General features: G+C 56.0%; 9 protein-coding genes and 7 pseudogenes. 11 read left to right on the top strand and 5 right to left on the bottom strand.

Going from position 1 to position 20,496, the window contains the following annotated elements; all coding sequences use genetic code 11:
* Positions 1–46: 46 nt before the first annotated feature.
* From AC6I8M_RS14810 to AC6I8M_RS14795, 4 genes and pseudogenes are all read right to left on the bottom strand, one after another.
* On the bottom strand, positions 47–1,678 hold the full coding sequence (locus AC6I8M_RS14810) for a PAS domain S-box protein (protein ID WP_498013820.1): 1,632 nt from the start codon (positions 1,676–1,678) through the stop codon (positions 47–49).
* Positions 1,679–1,968: 290 nt separating this feature from the next.
* Positions 1,969–2,145, bottom strand: a complete 177-nt coding sequence (locus AC6I8M_RS14805; protein ID WP_022549394.1) for a PAS/PAC sensor-containing diguanylate cyclase — start codon at positions 2,143–2,145, stop codon at positions 1,969–1,971.
* 58 nt (positions 2,146–2,203) lie between these two features.
* A pseudogene (locus AC6I8M_RS14800) lies at positions 2,204–2,506 on the bottom strand (diguanylate cyclase); the annotation flags it as partial.
* A gap of 343 nt (positions 2,507–2,849) precedes the next feature.
* The gene (locus tag AC6I8M_RS14795; protein WP_010615886.1) at positions 2,850–3,461 is read right to left on the bottom strand and encodes a phosphatase PAP2 family protein; all 612 of its coding nucleotides are present in this window, start codon (positions 3,459–3,461) and stop codon (positions 2,850–2,852) included.
* A 229-nt stretch (positions 3,462–3,690) separates the two neighbouring features.
* Between AC6I8M_RS14795 and udk the strand changes: the two genes are divergently transcribed.
* The 3 genes and pseudogenes from udk to asmA all read left to right on the top strand — a co-directional run bounded on the left by udk (position 3,691) and on the right by asmA (position 6,890).
* Positions 3,691–4,329: a uridine kinase gene (udk, locus tag AC6I8M_RS14790; protein ID WP_010615887.1), complete on the top strand. Its 639-nt coding sequence runs from the start codon at positions 3,691–3,693 to the stop codon at positions 4,327–4,329.
* 120 nt (positions 4,330–4,449) lie between these two features.
* Complete coding sequence (dcd, locus tag AC6I8M_RS14785; protein ID WP_021509321.1) at positions 4,450–5,031, top strand: dCTP deaminase; 582 nt, start codon at positions 4,450–4,452, stop codon at positions 5,029–5,031.
* Positions 5,032–5,090: 59 nt separating this feature from the next.
* Positions 5,091–6,890: pseudogene (gene asmA / locus AC6I8M_RS14780) on the top strand (outer membrane assembly protein AsmA).
* Between the two features lie 117 nt (positions 6,891–7,007).
* Here asmA and AC6I8M_RS14775 read toward each other — a convergent pair.
* Entirely contained in the window at positions 7,008–8,492 is a 1,485-nt protein-coding gene (locus tag AC6I8M_RS14775; RefSeq protein ID WP_010618355.1) for a TerC family protein, read from the bottom strand.
* Positions 8,493–9,282: 790 nt separating this feature from the next.
* Between AC6I8M_RS14775 and wbaP the strand changes: the two are divergent.
* The 8 genes and pseudogenes from wbaP (at position 9,283) to AC6I8M_RS14735 (ending at position 20,362) form a co-directional block, all read left to right on the top strand.
* A pseudogene (wbaP, locus tag AC6I8M_RS14770) lies at positions 9,283–10,717 on the top strand (undecaprenyl-phosphate galactose phosphotransferase WbaP).
* 299 nt (positions 10,718–11,016) lie between these two features.
* On the top strand, positions 11,017–12,147 hold the full coding sequence (locus tag AC6I8M_RS14765) for a polysaccharide export protein (protein ID WP_010618356.1): 1,131 nt from the start codon (positions 11,017–11,019) through the stop codon (positions 12,145–12,147).
* A 9-nt stretch (positions 12,148–12,156) separates the two neighbouring features.
* Positions 12,157–12,590 (top strand): annotated as a pseudogene (locus tag AC6I8M_RS14760) (arsenate reductase/protein-tyrosine-phosphatase family protein).
* Between the two features lie 12 nt (positions 12,591–12,602).
* Positions 12,603–14,763, top strand: a pseudogene (locus AC6I8M_RS14755) (polysaccharide biosynthesis tyrosine autokinase).
* Positions 14,764–15,159: 396 nt separating this feature from the next.
* Positions 15,160–16,077 carry a glycosyltransferase family 2 protein gene (locus tag AC6I8M_RS14750; protein ID WP_010618359.1) on the top strand — a complete coding sequence of 306 codons (918 nt, stop codon included), beginning with the start codon at positions 15,160–15,162 and terminating at the stop codon, positions 16,075–16,077.
* 70 nt (positions 16,078–16,147) lie between these two features.
* Positions 16,148–16,899, top strand: a pseudogene (locus AC6I8M_RS14745) (glycosyltransferase family 2 protein).
* Positions 16,900–17,058: 159 nt separating this feature from the next.
* Positions 17,059–18,093, top strand: a complete 1,035-nt coding sequence (locus AC6I8M_RS14740) for a glycosyltransferase (RefSeq protein ID WP_010618361.1) — start codon at positions 17,059–17,061, stop codon at positions 18,091–18,093.
* Positions 18,094–18,162: 69 nt separating this feature from the next.
* Positions 18,163–20,362 (top strand): annotated as a pseudogene (locus AC6I8M_RS14735) (phage tailspike protein).
* Positions 20,363–20,496: the final 134 nt, after the last annotated feature.

Genomic DNA, 20,496 nt, shown 5'->3' with positions numbered 1-20,496 from the left:
GTAACAGGCGACATCGGCCTGCGACATCACCACGTTGCTGATGCAGTTATGCTGATCGATTTGCGTGATACCGGCGCTGGCGCCGACGTGATACGGCCGGTCCTGCCAGATATAAGGTAAAGTCTTGCACCGCGCTGACGATGCCCTGCACCACCTCGCGCACCTGGTCAACATTGCTGTAGGGCAGCAGCAGGCCAAATTCGTCACCGCCGAGGCGCGCCAGCACATCGCTATTGCGCAGGTGCTGCTGCATGAGATCGGCCAGTGCGCGCAGCAGGGCATCGCCGGCGGCATGGCCGGCGGTATCGTTGACCGCTTTGAACTTATCCAGATCGATAAACACCAGCACGTGCTCACTGTGATGCGCGGCGGCGTCATTCACCAGTCGCTTCAGCTGCTGTTCAAAGCTGTGACGGTTCGGCAGGCGCGTCAGCATATCGTGAGAGGCGCTGTAGTCCAAGCGTTTCATCATGCGGCGCGACTCGCTGACGTCATGAATCACCATTACGGCACCAATGTCGCTGCCGGTCAGGGTTTTCAGCGGCGTGATGCTGTAGTGAATCTGGACCTGTGCGCCATCCGGCGTATGCAACACCAGCTCTTCTTCTAGGTCCGGCGTGGATTTGCTGGCGGGCAGGCTGCACAGCAACAGATTCTCCACGCGCGGCCCCTGCGCGCCACGCGTAATCGTCAGCAGTTCACTCAGTGGGGCGCCAGCCGCCTGCGTCTGCGGCCAGCCGCTCAGCGTCTCGGCTACCGGATTCATGAAGGTCACCCGCATCTCATCGTCAGTACAAATCACCGCTTCACCGATCGAGTCGAGGGTAATGGCAATGCGTTCCTTCTCCTGGTACAGCGCTTCATTTAGCGTGCGCAGCGAAGTGATGTCCTGGCAAATGCCGAGCATGCGTTCGAGCTGTCCGTCCTTGCTGATGATGCTATTGGCCTCGTAGCGCACGTAGCGCACGCCCTGCGGCAGGTTGATGCGGTACTCCAGCTGGAAGGCGCTGAGGCGTTCAATCGCCTGCTGAATGGTGAGCGCGGCCGCTTCACGTTCCTGAACATCGACCAGATGCAGCCACAGGTCGTAGCTCGGCACCCGGTGCGGCTCCAGCGCAAATAACTCGTACATGCGCTTGTCCCATAACATCTGCACGTTTAGCAGGTTCCACTCCCATACGCCAATGCCGCCCGCTTCGTTGGCCAGCGTGATGCGCTCCATCAGCCGCTGGTTGACCTGCTCGCTCTGCTTCAGCTCGGAGATATCCACAATCTGCGCGATAAAGTAGAGCGGTTGCAGCTGCGCATCACGCACCATCGAGACCGTGAGGCGCGCCCAGACGATCTCGCTATCTTTGCGGAAATAGCGCTTCTCCATGGTATACGTCAGGATCTCACCGGCCATTAGCCGATCCAGCTGCTGCAAGTCGCTATTGAGATCGTCCGGATGGGTTATCTGCTGAAAGGTGAGTTTTTTCAGTTCTTCCGGCGGAAAACCGAGCGTGCGGCACAGTGACTGGTTGACCTGCTGGCAGCCGCCACTGGGCGATACCAGCGCCATGCCGATGGCAGAATACTCCATGGCGTTACGGAAGCGGGTTTCGCTTTCGCTGATGTGGTGCTTTTCACGCTGGAAGGCATCCATCACCAGCGACATCACGTGGCTCGGCAGCAGCACCAGCAAAAACGGCAGCTAGGTGCTGACCTAGCCGAGCAGCAGATCGTTGCGCGCCAGGTTGACCCAGTCGAGCGCCAGCAGCAGCGAGATAAAGCTGGCGTTAAGGAAAAACAGCAGAAAGGCTTCGAACTTGGGCAGGCGCACCGCGCACCAGAACAGAATCACCACGATAAAGGTAAACGGCCACGGCAGGAAGCGCAGCGCCAGATAGCTGGCCAGCAGCGTGGCGGCGTGAGCAGCGTCTCCAGCTGACGTTCTGGCGTGATCAGCTGGCGCAGCGGTTTATCAGGTCACAGCAGCAGCACCGGACCGAAGGCCAGCACGCCAATCACTTCAGAGATTACCCAGGTGGAGAAAAACGGCAGCGAGGCATGGCCGTCGACGTGCAGCATCCATAGCGCCACTACGCCGCCCAGCAGCGGCGCGATCAGGCCCGCAGCCAGCGCAAAGCGTGTCCAGTCGGCCAAGTGAGTTGAGCAGTGCTTTGCGGTCCAGCAGCGCGCGCAGCATGAGCCCGCCGAGGATGGCCTGCACCATATTGAGGATGGCGAATTTGACATTGCTCAGGGCCGGGCCGATCACCAGCAGATTGGCCAGCGTTGTGCCGAGCACGCAGCTGGCCAGCAGCAGCGGTACCTGTCGCGAGGGCGCGCGGAACACCACGACGGTCATTAACGCGGTGGAGTACCAGAGCGGGGAAATGCGGCCGCTGACGACAATCAGTTCCAGACAGAACAGCGTCAGTAAAAATGCCAGCGCGCAAAGCAGCAGGGCGCTGAGCCACTTTTTTTGCGGATTATCCTGCGAGGTTACTATCTCAAGAGTCATGCACGAATCCAGCAGCGCGCATTGATTTCTCGATGAAAAATGCGCCAGTCAATCTCTTAATCCATGCTAGCACATCTGTCAGATATCTTTGTGCGGAAATGTTTTTTTGCGGCCTGCATCCAGGTGCGCATGAATGCGCACCCTACAAAAACCGTGAAATCTCCTGGCAGGATCGCGCCTGCTGGATCAGCAGCGATTCAGGTAAGGACACGACAAATTGCACAATTTTGTAGCGGCGCGATTTATCGCGCAATAAATTGCGCCGCTACCGTATGTGCAATCATTTGTGAAACGTATTCAAAACGTAATTGACAGACATTACACCCTTTACCGCGCAACACACTCAGCGAAACAAATCGGCGCGGGTGAAGGGCTTTTCCAGCCCGGCGAGGTCAGCGGAAAAACGCTCAAGGAACTGCTGGGTGGTGGCGACGCGGCCGTGGCCCATCAGCAACAGCGGAATCAGAAATGCCACTGCCACCTGCACCACGCTAAAACCCTTCAGCGCGGTGCGACGCTGGCTCAGCAGGAACGCGCTGCTCAGGGTAAAGCCCAGCATCAGTCCGGCCAGCACTTCACTCACCGAGTGCGCACGGATCACCAGGCGCGATAATCCGACCATCAGCGGAATCAGATAGCCGATACTGATGGTCAGGGCGCGCCAGAACGTGGGCCAGCGGCCGGAAATCAGCCACATCATCACCGGCCACAGCGTCGCTGACATCGCGCTATGACCGCTGAACCCGGTAAAATTGTAGCGCGCGCTGCCAATGCCGAAGCCGAGAAACATAATCTTCGAGATGCTGACCAGCAGGCCCGCCAAGCCAAACGCCAGCAGCCAGTACCAGACGGTGCGACGATTGTCGCTTTTCCACGGCAGCACCAGTGCGATGATCACCGCAGTGGGGATCAGCAACATACTGTCGCCAAAATAGGTCAGGGTTCTCCAGCTCATACTTTTCCTTGCAACGACTATCGGGCTCCCGCCAGTCACACGGCGGGCAGAGAAATAGTGTATCGATTAAGCCGCTGGCTGCAAAACGGGATAGTCTTAAAAGGCGGCGCGCCGGTTTTCACTGGCATCAACCCGGTGAAATCCCTATAATTGCCGCCAACTAACCCTCTCAATCGGCCTGTTTTTGTGCAGACAGAAACAGGCTCCAGTTATCAGGTCTTAAAAAAGTATGACTGACAAGTCTCATCAGTGCGTGATCGTTGGCATTGCAGGTGCATCCGCATCCGGAAAAAGTCTTATTGCCAGCACGCTCTATCGTGAAATCCGTGACCAGGTCGGTGACGAGCATATCGGTGTGATCCCCGAAGATGCCTACTATAAAGATCAAAGCCACCTCACCATGGAAGAGAGGGTGAAAACCAACTACGACCATCCGAGCGCGATGGACCACGATTTGCTGTTGCAGCATCTGCGCGCGCTGAAGGCCGGCGAAGATATCGACCTGCCGGTTTACAGCTACGTTGAGCACACCCGCACCGACGAGTGTATTCACCTGAAGCCGAAGAAAGTGATTATTCTGGAAGGGATTCTGCTGCTGACCGATGCACGACTGCGCCAGGAGCTTAACTTCTCGATCTTCGTTGATACCCCGCTGGATATCTGCCTGATGCGCCGTATGAAGCGTGACGTCAACGAGCGCGGGCGCTCGATGGACTCGGTGATGAGCCAGTACCAAAAGACCGTACGCCCGATGTTCCTGCAGTTTATTGAGCCTTCCAAGCAGTATGCCGACATCATTGTGCCGCGCGGTGGTAAAAACCGCATCGCCATTGATATCCTCAAGGCCAAAATTAACCAGTACCTTTGACGACGCTCGTTCGGTTCAGCTGGACCGGAGTGGGACACCGTGCGTCCGGATAGACGTGACGCGAACGGTTTGTCACAACCTGACAGCCTTTCGTTACACTTAAATCATGGAGTTTCTGCGATGAGATTATGCGATCGCGATATTGAAAGCTGGCTGGACAGCGGCAAGCTGGCCATCGATCCCCGTCCGCCGGTTGAGCGCATCAACGGTGCTACCGTGGATGTGCGCCTCGGTAACCAGTTCCGTACCTTTAGCGGCCACACCGCACCGTTTATAGATTTGAGTGGTCCAAAGCATGAAGTGAGCGCGGCGCTGGATCGCGTGATGAGCGATGAGATTGTGCTGCCGGAAGGCGAAGCGTTCTTTCTGCATCCAGGTGAACTGGCGCTGGCGGTGACGCTGGAATCCGTCACCATCCCCGACGATCTGGTGGGCTGGCTGGATGGCCGCTCGTCACTGGCGCGCCTCGGACTGATGGTGCACGTTACCGCGCACCGTATCGATCCGGGCTGGCAGGGCCGTATCGTGCTGGAGTTTTACAACTCCGGCAAGCTGCCGCTGGCGCTGCGTCCCGGCATGCTGATTGGCGCACTGAGCTTTGAACCGCTGTCCGGGCCGGCGGCGCGTCCTTACAATCGCCGCGAAGACGCCAAATATCGCGGGCAGCAGGGCGCTGACGCCAGCCGTATTGATAAAGACTAACGTTTCTCCTGGAGTGATTTCGCGGCAGCGGCCTGAAATCTGACGGTGATGAGGATGCAATGAGAAGACTGATAACCACGCTGGTCATCCTGTTAGTGGTGGTCGTAGCGGGCATGACGGCACTGGTGTTGCTGGTCAATCCCAACGACTTTCGTACCTATATGGTACAGCAGGTAAAACAGCGCAGTGGTTATCAGCTTGAAGTGAGCGGCGACCTGCGCTGGCACGTCTGGCCGCAGCTCAGCATTCTGGCGGGCCGCATGAGTCTGACCGCGCCCGGTGCCAGCCAGCCGATGGTGACCGCCGATAATATGCGTCTGGATGTCAATCTGTGGCCGCTGCTGTAGCATTAGCTGAGCGTCAGCCAGGTGATGCTGAAAAACGCTATTATTCGCGCCACGTCGGACAGCGCGGTGCAGAAACCGCAGGGCGCGCCGATTGAGCCGGGCGACAGTGAACCTGGCATCGCCGCCAGCAACGGCTGGACCTTTAACATCAGTAAACTGCGCATCGCCGATAGCCTGCTCATCTGGCAGCAGCCGGGCGGTGACGAGTACAACTTCCGCGATCTCAACCTCAATCTGAATCAGGACGATAACCGGCAGGCCAGCGTTGATCTGTCGACACGCGTGTCGCGCAATCAGCGCAATCTCAGCCTGAACCTGAAAGGGCAGATGAACGTGGCGCACTATCCGCACCGTATCAGCGGCCAGCTGGATGAACTGGAGTACACGCTGGACGGCGCTAACCTGCCGCCGCAGAGCATCAAGGGCACGCTGAGCGAGCAGGCGCAGTGGGATGGCGACCAGCAGCAGTTTGCGCTGAATAAGCTGCAGTTAACCGCGAACGACAGCGCCCTTGAGGGCAGCGCTGAGGGCCGGCTGGCCCTGCCGCAGCAGCTCAACCTCGCGCTGCACGCGACCTCGCTTAATCTGGATAATCTGATGGCCAGCGCGCCCGTCAGTGATAACAGCACCACGCAGCAGGCTAACGTGATGCGTACGCCGGTGATCGCTGAGCCGCGCGCGCACAATAATGCCGACTCGCCGCTCAACAGCATGGATTTGCAGCTGACGCTTGACGCCGACAGCAGCGTGTGGCGCGGTCTGACGCTCAGCAATCTGCAAATTGACGCCCGCAATCAGCAGGGGCTGCTGACACTCAACAAGCTGCAGGGCAAATTTGGTGACGGCCACTTTTCCATTCCCGGCTCGGTGGATATTCGTCAGTCGGTCACTCAGGTGGCGTTTCAGCCGGAGCTGAGCAGCATTGCCATCGCGCCGCTGCTAAAAGCACTGGAACTGCCGGCTTCGCTGCAGGGCACGGTCTCGCTCAAGGGCGAAATCAGCGGTGCCGGGCTAAGCGTGGCGGAGGTGAAACAGAACTGGCAGGGCAATGCAGAACTCGAAGCGACTAATCTGCAGCTGGCGCAGCTGAATTTGCAGCAGATGGTGCGCCGCGCCGTGGCGCGCGTCAGCAATCGCGTCAGTAACGATCAGCCGGATGATCAGGGAATTGAACAGTTAAGCGGTCGCATCAGCCTGAAGCAGGGCAACGTCACGCTGCCGGACCTGCAGGGCGGCAGCAGCCGGCTGGCGCTGCAAACCCACGGCAACGTGGATGTGGTGAAGCAGCAACTGGATGTCACCATTAATATGATTCTGCGCGGCTGGCAGGGCGACGACCGGCTGGCGAAAGTACTCAACGGCCAGCCGATTCCGCTGCGCATGTACGGCAGCTGGGGCAATCTGAAGTATTCGCTGCCGGTGGATGACGTGGTGCGCCAGCAGTTGCAGGGCGAAGCAAAAACGCGCCTTAATCAGTGGCTGGATAGCCAGAAGTCTGCACCGCGGCAATAAAGCCAGATGCCGGTGCGCATCAATGCGCACCCTACAAAAACGGATGCTTTCCGTGTAGGGTCGCCATTCATGGCGACCAGATAAGCATTACGCGATGAATCACCCCCCGGCGCCGGGTTAAATAAACGGTGCGGGCGCGACCGGCACAATCTCTACTTTTTGCACCCGATGGTTCTCCACCTGCAGGGTGCGCAGCAGGTAATCCCCGACGCGCAACTCCTCACCTTCGGCCGGCACGTGCTGCAGGCTATCCATCAGCAATCCCGCCAGCGTATGGTAATTGCGCCTCTCGTCGAGCGGCAGCGCCACGTACAGCGCTAAATCTTCCAGCGGCATATGGCCGTTGGCGATCCAGCCGCCATGCTCCGCGGGCTGAATATCGTAACGGGCATCAATCTCTTCCCCTTCATTTGGCAGGTTGCCGGCGATGGTCTCCATTACATCGCTCAGCGTCACCACACTTTCCACCGAACCAAACTCATCCACCACAAAGGCAAAATGGGTGCGCGCATGGCGAAACTGCTCCAGCGCCTGCAGCAGGGTGACGCGCTCGGGAAACACCAGCGGCTCGCGCCCCTGTTCGGTGATCAGCAGGCGCGTATGCTGGTTGCGGTCGAGTTTATCCATGATGGACTGCGGGTCTTCGCTCAGATCAATGTGCTCGACGTCATGGCGTGACGTCATGATGCTGTTGATTTGGCGCTGACCCAGACCCAGCACGCGCATGATCATGTGCCGCTCCTGACGGTTAAACAGCGCTGCGCCCTGGTTATCACTCAGCAGCGATGCCGTGTCGGCATCCAGATCGGCGCGCTGCGCTTCACCGCGCAGAATGCGCAGCACGGCTTCGGCGGTGCGCTGGCGCAGCGGCCGTCCGGCGGTAAGAAAACGGCGGCGATTAAACAGCGCCAGCTGATTAAAGATCTCAATCACAATCGAGAAGCCAATGGCCGCGTATAGATAGCCTTTCGGGATGACGAAGCTGAAACCCTCTGCCACCAGACTAAAGCCGATCATCAGCAGAAAGCTCAGGCAGAGAATCACAATGGTGGGATGGCCATTAACGAAGCGCGTCAGCGGCTTGCTGGCCAGCAGCATTAACAGGATGGCGATGGTCACGGCGATCATCATCACCGGCAGGTCATTGACCATACCGACGGCGGTAATGACGGCATCGAGTGAAAAGATGGCGTCCAGCACCACGACTTGCGCCACCACCGGCCAGAATTTAGCACCGCTGTTATTTTGACCCGATTCCTCGTCGCTGCCCTCCAGCCAGGCGTTCAGTTCGGTCGTGGCTTTAAACAACAGGAAGATACCGCCGCCCAGCAGCAGCAGGTTACGTGCGCTGAAGCTGTGCTGGAAGAGGGTGAACAGCGGTTGGGTCAGCGTAACCAGCCAAGACAGCGACGCCAGCAGCACCAGCCGTGATACCAGCGCCAGCAGCAGGCCGAGCACCCGCGCGCGGTCGCGCAGCGTCGGTGGCAGCTTCTCCACCAGGATGGCGATGAAAACCAGGTTATCAATACCCAGCACCAGCTCAAGAACGATTAGCGTGACTAATCCTGCCCAGAGCGACGGATCGATGATCCACTCCCACATACTTTCATCACCATAATGTCTAAAAATGAGTTTAGTCTGATGATAGTTAATCGTCAGACAGGGTACAAATACGCCCCGGCCGCGCGGATGTCGCGGGCTGGCGGCTTATTGGGATTAATCTTACCTTGTTCAGCCGGGCGATAAGTGAAAAGTATGGATAAACATCCTGTGTGGATGAAGACCACTATTTATTCTTATCCAGCGGCAAAAGCGTACATTTTTAATGCGACTAATCTGAAGGCGGGTATCGAATTATTCTGAATTTTGGCGTGAAATTGCCTGGCGGGGCTGGCATCAATACTTATGACTGGTAGTCTTTTTCCTAAAATAGTGCAGGGAAGACGGGGCCTACTTGTAAACAAGCCAGTAATAACTAGTATAGCAACGTGTTAGTAAATGTCTGCGCCAATATTGTTAATAGCGCGCTGTTTAGCTTCTTAATGTTGTGAATTGTGATCGTGCACGGGTTAAGGCGGGTATTTCCCGGCGTGGCGACAAAGCGCGGACAAAAAATAGGGTGTTGTAAGCGGTATTGGCAGCGACAGCCAAGGGCGGTAGCGTGCCTGACGTGCTTTTCACAGGTTAAGAATTGTCTGGCCTTGCGGCAAAAGGAAGTCAGACTAATCTTTTGGTATTTATCACAATTTTCTTGCTTAACTGGAAAAAGAATTGGCCTAAATGCCGGGGAGTTCGCCGCAGTTTGTCTCGCTGGTTTAGTTAGTGCATCGCTCATTAATTACTCAGGCTTAAGGCGTTAGGGATTAAGGGAAATAAAATAAAAGAGTCAAATATGCGCGATAATGAATTTACATATAAAAGTCTTCTGACAAAAATTTTACTGGCGTGCTCGGATTTAATTTGTTTCAACGCGGCATTGTTTATTGCACTCGCGCTGATTAATTCGTTCGCCGATTCTCCACTGGCAGATATTTCTGAAAAAGACCTTAACTTAAAAATCGCCACCCATGTCTGTCTGTCCTTAATTTGTACAGGCTGGTTCTGGGTTCGCCTGCGTCATTATACCTATCGCAAACCCTTCTGGTTTGAGCTGAAAGAGATCTTTCGTACCATTCTCATTTTCTCTGTCATCGATTTGTCAATTTCAGCATTGTCACAATGGCAGATGTCCCGTTTTGTCTGGGTATTAACGTGGATTTTAGCGCTGGTGCTGATTCCGCTGGCGCGCGCTATTTCCAAACGCGTACTGAATCATTTCGGTATGTGGAAAAAGCAAACCATCATTATTGGCAGCAACCGTAACGCGCAGGAAGCCTGGCAGGCGCTGCAGAGCGAAGAGGTGATGGGCTTTGATGTGATCGCCTTCTTCGACGTCGATGGCAGCTGCCCGCAGGCCAGCATCTCCGGTGTACCGGTGCTGCATAACGAGCAGGAGCTGTGGCAGCTGACCAACAGCGAAACCCAGTTTATCGTCGCGGTTGAGTTTGAGCAGAGTCAGCACCGCGACCGCTGGCTGAAAATGCTGGCGATGCATAACTGTCGCTCGGTCTCGGTTATCCCGACGTTGCGCGGCGTACCGCTGTACGGCACCGATATGGCTTACATCTTCAGCCATGAAGTGATGATTCTGCGTGTGAATAACAACCTGGCGAAACGCACCTCGCGTGTCCTGAAGCGGGCATTCGATATCGTCGGCGCGCTCAGTATCATCATCGCGCTGTCGCCTGCGCTGCTGGTGCTCGGCTTCATGGTTGGCCGTGATAGCGGACCACCCCATTTACGGTCACGAACGTGTGGGTCTCAATGGCCGCAAGTTTAAGTGCCTGAAGTTCCGCTCGATGGTGATTAACTCGAAGGCGGTGCTGGAAGAGGTGCTGCGCACCGACCCGGTGGCCCGCGCTGAATGGGACAAAGATTTCAAACTGAAAAACGATCCACGTATTACTAAAGTCGGTCATTTCATCCGTAAAACCAGCCTAGATGAGCTGCCGCAGCTGTGGAACGTAGTGCGCGGTGACATGAGCCTCGTTGGCCCGCGCCCGGTGATTGAAGATGAACTCTGCCGTTATGCCGGTGATGTTGATTATTACCTGATGGTAAAGCCAGGCATGACGGGATTGTGGCAGGTCAGCGGTCGTAACGACGTTGACTATGAGACGCGCGTCTATTTCGATTCGTGGTATGTCAAAAACTGGTCGCTGTGGAATGACATCGCGATTCTGTTTAAGACGGTCGGCGTGGTACTCAAACGCGACGGCGCTTATTGATAGACAGCAAGGGCAGGGGACGAATTAACGTTCCCGCCTGATAACTGCCGGTGCTGGGAGTGTCTGTAACTGATAACTGCCATTATCGAGCCCGAACAGAGCGGGTTATTAAGCCGCTTAACGATAACCCACTTTAATTGAAGTCGTCTGCAACCAGGATGACAACATAAACCAGGGAGCTAATGATAATGAACCTCAGTTTCAGTGTTTAATTCCTTGCCTTTATTTTTGTTAGACGCTTACACAGCGGCGTTTTCGCCTCTGTTAATCATTAACTGATAGCGAAGAACCAGATGATAATGAAAACTAAATTGATACCGTTACTGGTATCCGCGACTTTCCTCTCCGGGTGCACCATCGAACCAGGTTCGCACCTTTCCAATAGCGGAAAAGATGTCATTGAGCAACAGGATAGCAATTTTGACATCGACAAATACGTTAACGTCTTCCCTCTGACGCCGCGTCTGGTTGAACAGATGCGTCCGAAGCCGATGGTTGCTCAGGCTAACCCGCTGCTGCAGAACGAGATTCAGAGCTATCAATACCGCGTTGGCATCGGCGACGTACTGAACGTCACCGTATGGGATCACCCTGAGCTGACCACGCCGGCCGGTCAGTACCGTAGCGCCAGCGACACCGGTAACTGGGTGCAGGCAGACGGTACCATCTTCTATCCGTACATAGGTAAAGTGCGCGTTGCAGGCCGCACCGTGACGGAAATCCGCAGTGAAATCGCGCGTCGTCTGGCGCAGTTCATTGAAAGTCCGCAGGTGGATGTCAACGTGGCAGCGTTCCGTTCGCAGAAAGCCTACGTTACCGGTTCGGTCACCACGTCCGGCCAGCAGCCGATCACCAACGTGCCGCTGACCGTGCTGGATGCGGTGAACGCCGCGGGTGGCCTTGCCGCCGACGCCGACTGGCGCAACGTGGTGCTGACGCACAACGGCCGCGAGCAGCGCATTTCGCTGCAGGCACTGATGCAAAACGGCGACCTGAGCCAGAACCATCTGCTCTATCCGGGCGATATCCTTTACGTACCGCGTAACGACGATCTGAAGATCTTCGTAATGGGCGAAGTGAAACAGCAGACCACGCTGAAGATGGACCGCAGCGGCATGACGCTGGCTGAAGCGCTGGGTAACGCACAGGGCATGGATCAAACTACCTCTGACGCCACCGGCGTGTTCGTGATTCGTCCGATTCGCGGTGCTAACCGCACCAAGATCGCCAACATCTATCAGCTGAACACCAAAGATGCGGCGTCGATGGTGATGGGCACCGAATTCCAACTGGAGCCGTACGACATTGTCTACGTCACCGCAACACCAATCACCCGCTGGAACCGCGTGATTTCCGGGCTGCTGCCGACCATCGTTGGTATCGACGATGCAAGCTCCGCAGCGCTGCGTTTCCGCAACTGGTCGGACTAAGGTTTTACCATGATTAAGTCAGTGTTAGTCGTCTGCGTCGGCAACATTTGCCGCTCCCCCACCGGGGAGCGTCTGTTTAAACGCGCAGTTCCACACACCCGTATCGCCTCTGCCGGTCTTGGCGCCTTGAAGGGCCATCCGGCGGATAAGACGGCCAGCGCCGTCGCCGCTGAACATGGCGTCTCGCTGGACGTCATGAGGCTCAGCAGTTAACGGCCAGCATGTGCCGTGACTTTGACCTGATTCTGGTAATGGAGAAGCGCCACGTTGAGCAGGTGAATCGCATCGATCCGGCCGCGCGGGGGAAGACCATGCTGCTGGGCCACTGGCTTAACCAACAGGAAATTGCGGATCCGTACAAAAAAAGCCGTGAGGCCTTTGAAGAGGTTTACGGGTTACTGGAAAACGCTACCCAGAAATGGGTTAACGTACTAAGCCGATAGTTGGGAATATCCATGAATATCAAAAACAAGGTTATGACTGCGCCAAAAGAAGATTCGAATGGATGGGATCTGGCGCATCTTGTGGGACAGCTGATCGATCATCGCTGGATCATCGTGGCGGTCACCGCTTTCTTTATGCTGATGGCAACGCTCTACACACTGTTTGCTACGCCAATCTATAGCGCGGACGCTATGGTGCAGGTGGAGCAGAAAAACACCGCCTCGGTGCTGAACGAATTACAGGATGTGATTCCGACCACGCCAGCATCAGACACCGAGATTCAGATCATCGAATCCCGCATGGTGATTGGTCAAACCGTTAACGACCTCGGTCTGGACACGGTAATTCAGCAAAACTACTTCCCAGTGATCGGTAAAGGCCTGTCGCGCCTGATGCGCAACAAGCCGGCGCAGATCGCCATTTCCCGCCTGGAAATTCCGCGCAGCATCGACAAACGTACCGTTGAGCTGGAAGTCACCGGTCCGCAGACCTATACCGTGAGCAAAGACGGCGACGAGCTATTCAAAGGCCGCGTGGGTCAGCTGGAGCAGCACGGCGACGTCACCATGCTGGTTAGCGGCATTCAGGCTGACGAAGGCACCAGCTTCAGCGTCACCAAGCTGAGCGACCTGCAGGCGATTAAAACCGTGCTGGGCGCGCTGACCGTCGCCGATAAAGGCAAAACCACCGGCGTGCTGGGCCTGGAGTTCCAGGATGAAGATCAGGATCAGGCGAGCCGCGTGCTGAACCAGATCGTCAACAACTATCTGCTGCAGAACGTTGAGCGTAAGCCTGAGCAGGCGGAGAAGAGCCTCGAATTCCTGCGCACCCAGCTGCCTAACGTGCGTGCCAAGCTGGACGATGTGGAAGACAAGCTGAACACCTTCCGTCGTCAGAACGAGTCGGTGGACATGTCGCTGGAAGCCAAATCGGCGCTCGACTCTTCCGTTAGCGTCCAGAGCCAGCTGAACGAGCTGACCTTCCGTGAAGCCGAAGTTTCCCAGCTGTTCACCAAAGACCACCCGACTTACCGCGCGCTGCTGGAAAAACGCAAAACGCTGGAAGCGGAACAGGCGCAGCTGAACAAGAAAATCTCGGCCATGCCGCAGACCCAGCAGGAGATTCTGCGTCTGACGCGTGATGTGCAGGCCGGTCAGGAAATCTACATGCAGCTGCTGAACCGTCAGCAGGAACTGGGCATCAGCAAGGCCAGCACCGTGGGTGATGTGCGCATCATTGACCGTGCCGAAACCAGCACCAGCTCGGTGGCACCGAAGAAACTGCTGATTATTGTAGCGGGCCTGATTGTTGGTCTGGTGCTGCTGAAAGCGCTGTTCCACCACGGTATCGACAACCCGGAGCAGCTGGAAGAGCTGGGCATGAACGTCTATGCCAGCGTACCGCTCTCCGAGTGGCAGCGTAAGAAAGACACCGAAGCGCTGGCGCGACGCGGCAGCAAAGAGAAGTCGGATCCGCACAACACGCTGCTGGCGCTGGGTAACCCGACTGACCTCTCCATCGAAGCGATTCGTAGCCTGCGCACCAGCCTGCACTTCGCTATGATGGAAGCGAAAAACAACATCCTGATGATCACCGGTGCCAGCCCGGGTATTGGTAATACCTTTATCTGTGCCAACCTGGCGACGCTGGTATCCAAAGCAGGTCAGCGCGTGCTGTTCATGGATGGTGATATGCGTCGCGGCTAGACCCACGAGTTGCTGGGTGCGGATAACAAGACTGGCCTGTCTAACGTGCTGTCGGGCAAGAGCGAGTTCTCGCCGGCGATGATTCAGAAGGGCATGTACGGTTTTGACTTCCTGCCGCGCGGTCAGGTGCCACCGAACCCGTCTGAGCTGCTGATGCATCGTCGCATGCAGGAGCTGCTGGACTGGGCAAGCAAGAACTATGACCTGGTGCTGATCGATACGCCGCCGATTCTGGCTGTGACCGACGCTTCCATCATCGGTAAGCTGGCCGGTACCATCGCTGATGGTGGCGCATTTCGAAACCAACACCACTAAAGAGCTGGATGTCAGCTACAAGCGCTTCGCGCAGAACGGTATCGAGATTAAAGGCGTCATCCTCAACGCCGTGGTCCGTAAAGCGTCGAATGCCTATGGTTATGGCTACGACTATTACAACTACGAATACGGCAAAGAGAGCAAAAGCTAAGCAATATCGGGGGCGGATTTTCCGCCCCTTTTTATGGCGCGTCTCTGGCTAAGCGCCATGCCTTGTGCCTCTGCAAAACATGCGGATACACCGCAGAGTATTGTAGCGGCGCGATTTATCGCGCAACAAATTGCGCCGCTACGGAAGGTGCGGTGATTAACCGCAGAAAACTGCGGCGGTGAAATTTATACCGCGAACAAAATAACGATTTTTTTCGGTGCGTTTTGCACCACCAAACATACACACAGCACAATCTTAGGTATTTCCGTGACGGTACGAAAAGTCTTATTGAAAAAGAATGCTAACGGCATGATTTTTCAGAACAAAGCCGATTCCTTTCTACAGGCCGCTCGCGTTACCGTTGAATCTGGAACAGCTGTTTAAGAGGTGCTGGCAATGCAGGACATCCGCTTCTCAATTGTAATTCCCGTTTATCACGCGTCGAAATCGATTGTCACGACGCTGGATTGCGTCAAAGCGCAAACCTATCGCAACTTTGAAGTCATCATCGTGGATGACAAATCCGCCGATGCTGCGGAACTGGCGCAGGTGGTGCGTGGCGAGCGCTATCAGGATCTGGACATCAAACTTGAGCTGTCTGAGGTCAAACTCAACGGTGCCGGCGCGCGCAACAAAGGTATTGAACTGGCGCAGGGCGACTTCATCAGCTTCCTCGACGCCGACGACGAGTGGCACGCGGACAAGCTGCTGGAAGTATGCGATACCATCCGCAAGCTGGAAGCGCAGGGTAAGTCGCGCTATGTCATCTTCAGCCAGGTCAATATTCATCAGGACGGCAGCTTCCTCAAAGTGATGCCGATGCAGCCGCCGGGTAAAAATGAGACCGTGGCGGAGTACCTGTTTGGCTGTTACGGCTTTATCCAGACCAGTACCATCGTGCTGAAGCGCGAAGATGCCGCCAGAATCCAGTTTGATGCGCGCTATATTCGCCATCAGGATTATGACTTCTGCATCTGTGCCGACCGCATGGGCTACGAATTTGTGATGATCGCCAAACCGCTGGCGACCTACCATCTGGTGACCAAATTTGGTTCCAAACACAAAGGCGAGTCGGTGAAGTATTCCTTCTTCTGGCTTGACACCATGAAGCCGCACCTGACGGCGCGCGATATCCATACCTACAAAGCGTTCAAGCTGCCGCTGCGCTACAAAATGGATGGCAATTCGCTGCTGGCGAGCGTCAGTTTTGCGCGCTACTTCTTCCTCACCAACCGTGATAACCGTGCCTACTTCATCAATCGCCTGGTCGATAAGCTGAAGTCGCGCTTCACGGGGCGAAGAGCGGTTTCCTGATCGATTTATGACTTTCACTTGCTCCCGCAGCGGGAGCATTTTTTCGGTTCCTGACACTCCGGGTATACAAATGACAAATCATGTTGGCACCATCGGTATCGTGATGCCGATGTACAACGCGCGCAACACCGTGCTGCGTGCGGTTGAGTCGATCGTGAATCAGACCTACAGCGACTGGCATCTCTACTTGGTCAATGATAAATCCACCGATGATTCACTCGCTTTTGTGCGCGAGCACTGCCAGGACGCGCGCATCACTATCCTCAGCAATGAGGTCAACCTCGGCGCGGCGGAAACGCGCAACGTGGGCTTGCGCGCGGCCAAAGAGGAGATCATTGCGTTTCTCGACAGCGATGACGAATGGCACGCGGAGAAACTGGCCGAGCAGGCCGCGGCGCTCGCCGCCGGTGACGACTTCGTGATCACCCATTATCACTACAAAACCAAAACCGCCGATCACGACATCAACTACAACAAACCTTATCTGCAGCAGGAAAACTTCGTGAAAAAGCAGTATCGCGTCTGCTTCTCCTCGGTGTGTTTCCGTTGTCCGCCACAGGGCATCTTCTTCCAGCGTAAAGGCCATGAAGACTTCCTGTTCCTCCGTTACAAACAAGCCCGGGTGATCCAGAAGACGCTGGTCAACTACTACGAGCTGGGCGATTCGCTGTCGCGTAACAAAAATAAAGCGGCGAAATGGCACCTCGAATTATTAATAATTATCTATAAAAACAATCCTTTAAAAATATATTACTATTACGGCTGGTATATGGTATATGGTATATGGTGAATGGGGTTCTTTTCACCCTTAAGCATCGCTAATAACCGTCTTACTTTGAGCTGCAGCGGCGTTGGCTGCGTGTGCCCACCACAGTCACTTACCTGAGTAAGCTCCTGCCGATGGTCCCGCTTGCCGCCTTGCTGCAACTCAAACTACTCGATTATTGAAATCGCCATTTGTTTGAAGTGGAAAGCATTTTCATGAAAAAGATTGTTTTGGTTATTAAGGATGCCTACTCCTACGCAGGCACGGAGAACATCTGCAACTTTATGTCGGAGTGCCTCGGTGAAGAGCATGCCGTCACCATTTACTCGCTGGAAGGCCACGACAAAACCTTTTACCCGTTTGAGCGGGTGAAAGAGATTGTCAGCTTCGAAGGTCACAGCAACCCGATTAAAAGTGCCGTGGCGCGTATCCATCAGGAGGGCTTCGACAGCGTATTCCTGATCAGTATGGGGCGCTTGAGCGTGATGTTTGCCTTCTGGAACCTGATGGCAATGAAGAAAAAAACCTTCAAAGCCTACGCCTGCGAGCACATAGCTATCAACTCGTTCAGCAAGCCGATCAAACTGCTGAAGTGGCTGCTGCTGCGCTACTACGATCAGGTGATCGTGCTGACTGACAAAGACCATCAGGTCTTCACCCGCTGGCATATCCCCAGCCAGCAAATCCCTAATCCGGTGGTGTACAAATCCTGGCAGCGCGAGACGCGCAGCCGTCAGGCGCTGGCGGTGGGCCGCCTCGATAACCAGAAGGGCTTTGACCTGCTGCTGGATATCTGGGCCGACTTCAGCAAAAAACACCCGGAGTGGAAGCTGGTGATCGCCGGTGACGGCGAACTGCGCCAGCAGCTGCACGATCAGGCTGCGGCGCTGGGCATCACCGGCAGCGTTAACTTTGTCGGCAAAGTCAGCAATATCAATGATTACTATCGCGACAGCGACATGGCGCTGATGACCTCACGTTATGAAGGACTGCCGCTGGTACTGCTGGAAGCCAAATCCTGGTCGCTGCCGGTGGTGGCCTATGACTGTCCGACCGGACCGCAGGAGATCATCAACCACGGCGAAGATGGCTTCCTGGTGCCAATGAACGACAAAGCCACTTTCCTGGCGCGCATGGAGCAGCTGGCCAGCGACGATCGCCTGTTCTTTGCCATGAGCGAAAAGACCAAAGAGACGGCGCTGAAGTTTGACGGTAATCAGATCAAACAGAGCTGGCTGGCGCTGGTGTAACCACTTTTATCGTGCCTCGGGGATACCTTTTCGGCCGCCATGCGGCCCCATGACCACGGGATTGTTAGCATGAAAAGAAGAGAAGTCCTTGCAAACTGCAGCCTCCTCCATTGTTGCCGCGCTGTCGGTGAGCGCGTTTTCCAGTTACGCCGCCAAAAGTGGTCAGCCGGCGCTGAAAGCGGTTGATGCCTCCAGCGTCCTGCCGGGTGATGTGCCGATTCTGACGCCGGAAAACGTCTATACCATGCCACCGCAGTTCTGGCAGAACTTAGAGGGCAAACTATGGATTGGCGCAGCAGGCAAAGATGCCAGCCAGGCCGGCAACCAGATTCCGGTGTATCTGCGCGACGCCAGCGGTAAGGTTTCCCAAGTGAGCCAGCCAATTGCCCTCAATAAGGGCAACTTTGCCCAGTTTATTCACGATAATGCAGCGTTACTCGCCAATCCTGCGCACTCGATGATGGTGGAAGATAACCAGGGCAATACGCTGTTTTCCATCAGCGACGTGTCGCGCCCGAATGCCAGCAACTTCAGCCAGCGCCTGGCGCAGCCGAATGGCTATCAGCTGATCGGCGAAATCCCGTCGGTTGAAGAACTGCGTAAAACCCGACCGCTGTTTGCCGGGGCGAAAATCAAGCTGAAAAGCTGGCACGAAGGGCTGGAAGTGGGCGTCGGCGTGTATGGCGAAGGCGAAGATGATGGCGGCGTGGTTTTCAGCGGCAACGGATTCTACTGGCGCCGCGTGGTGGAAGATTTCAACCGTCTGACGCTGTTTGACTTCGGCGCCATCGCTGACGGCAAAACCGATACGGCACCGGCGATCAAAGCCATGTATCAGTGGTCACTCAAGGCTAACCAGCAGATCTGCGTGCAGTTTCCGGCGGGCACCTTCTTCGTGACCGGCTGTGACTTTGGCGATCAGCAGCAGCGCTTCTTCCGCATTTCCGGCGCGATGGTTAACTTCGGCTATTTCCCGGCGACCACGCTGGTATCTGACGGCCGTTCCGAATTCCTGTTCCAGGTGAATGCGCGCTGGACCGAAATCTCCAACCTGATCTTCAACGGTCAGAACGACAAGCGGCCGAACAAACAGGGGCTGTTCCGCAACACCTGTCCGGGCGGCCAGTTCTTCCGCGGTGCCTGCCTGCGCTTCAACCGCGTCGGCGGCATCTCGATCAGCCTGCTGGATACGCTGGACTGCAAAATCGACCAGTGGTACGCCGACACCTGTACCGGTGACGTGATCAAAGCCAGCTGGTCCGGACAGAAGCAGGGTGCGTGGGACCACAGTACGGCGATTGAGCTGTCGAACTTCAACGCCCAGCGCTGTACCGGCGGCATGGTGCTTAACCTGCCGCGCTGCAGCCAGTCGATCATTCATAACGGCTGGATTGAGCACAGCGAGCACCCCGGCGATATCTCGAACGGCCAGTGGATTATTGATGCGCTGAGCCTGGAAGATTGCAAAAACCCGCTGAACGCGCGCAATTCCTGCCTCAACATGCGCCAGACCAATCTGCAGTCTGGCAACGGGATCGATAACTCGCTGGAAGGCGAGCGCTGGCTCAATATCTGGGAGATGGGCTCAACGCGGGTGGAGTCTTACGGCGTGGCCATCGACGGCAGCCTGAAATACAACTACATCACTTCGCGTTTCCGTCTGACCAACAACACTAATCAGGCCACCTGGTTCGAGCTGGGGAATTTTTACTCGCCAACCGTGGGTGACAGCTGGGAGATCGAGCTGTTTGGTCAGTCGCAGTTCAGCAATGGCAGCGACAAACAGCCGCTGCTCGACGTGATGGGCGGTAAACAGACCGGCGGTCGCGCGTTGATTCATCTGCAGCAGAAAACCAGTAAGGCGGAAGCCAGCTGGTCTGCGGAGGGCAGTTCGCCGGTGCTGGAGGTGCGCGTCGATGCGCGCAGCGATACCGATAGCAAAGTGTTCGTCAAACTAGCGGGCTGGACGCCGACGGCGGTGGTGCTGATTAAGAGCACCGCCAAAGACCGGTTCCTCACCGGCCGCTGTGCGCGCGTTGACGCCACCATGGCGCAGGGCAGTCCGACCAGCGTCAGCCAGCCGGCCCCACAGCGTTTTAGTCTGCACAACGGTAAAGCCGGGATCGGCGGCAACGAGCAGGGCGATTTGCTGCTGGCGTCGCGCGCGCTGAAGCCCGAACAGGTGGATATGCGCCAGCCGAAGGGGGTTGTTTCAGTGGTGATCAACGGCGAGCAGGTGGCGCTGCCGTATTTTGCGCTGAAGTCGTGAGGATTTAACGCAGATAACGGTGCAATTTATCGCGCATGTAACACCTGTCGCAGGTATCAATTACGTCACAACAGGCAGTCGTTAATTTCGGGCCGCTGGCCCATTAGCAGTTTTTTCTTACAGAGTTCACTTAG

It is taken from the genome of Type-A symbiont of Plautia stali, from assembly GCF_059731155.1.
This window is presented reverse-complemented; position numbering and strand designations above follow the sequence as displayed.

What these genes read in the sequence shown, in the direction of transcription:
- AC6I8M_RS14795 (WP_010615886.1), bottom strand. Translation starts at nt 3,461, where the DNA reads ATGAGCTGGAGAACCCTGACCTATTTTGGCGACAGTATGTTGCTGATC.
- udk (WP_010615887.1), top strand. Translation starts at nt 3,691, where the DNA reads ATGACTGACAAGTCTCATCAGTGCGTGATCGTTGGCATTGCAGGTGCA.
- dcd (WP_021509321.1), top strand. Translation starts at nt 4,450, where the DNA reads ATGAGATTATGCGATCGCGATATTGAAAGCTGGCTGGACAGCGGCAAG.
- AC6I8M_RS14775 (WP_010618355.1), bottom strand. Translation starts at nt 8,492, where the DNA reads ATGTGGGAGTGGATCATCGATCCGTCGCTCTGGGCAGGATTAGTCACG.
- AC6I8M_RS14765 (WP_010618356.1), top strand. Translation starts at nt 11,017, where the DNA reads ATGAAAACTAAATTGATACCGTTACTGGTATCCGCGACTTTCCTCTCC.
- AC6I8M_RS14750 (WP_010618359.1), top strand. Translation starts at nt 15,160, where the DNA reads ATGCAGGACATCCGCTTCTCAATTGTAATTCCCGTTTATCACGCGTCG.
- AC6I8M_RS14740 (WP_010618361.1), top strand. Translation starts at nt 17,059, where the DNA reads ATGAAAAAGATTGTTTTGGTTATTAAGGATGCCTACTCCTACGCAGGC.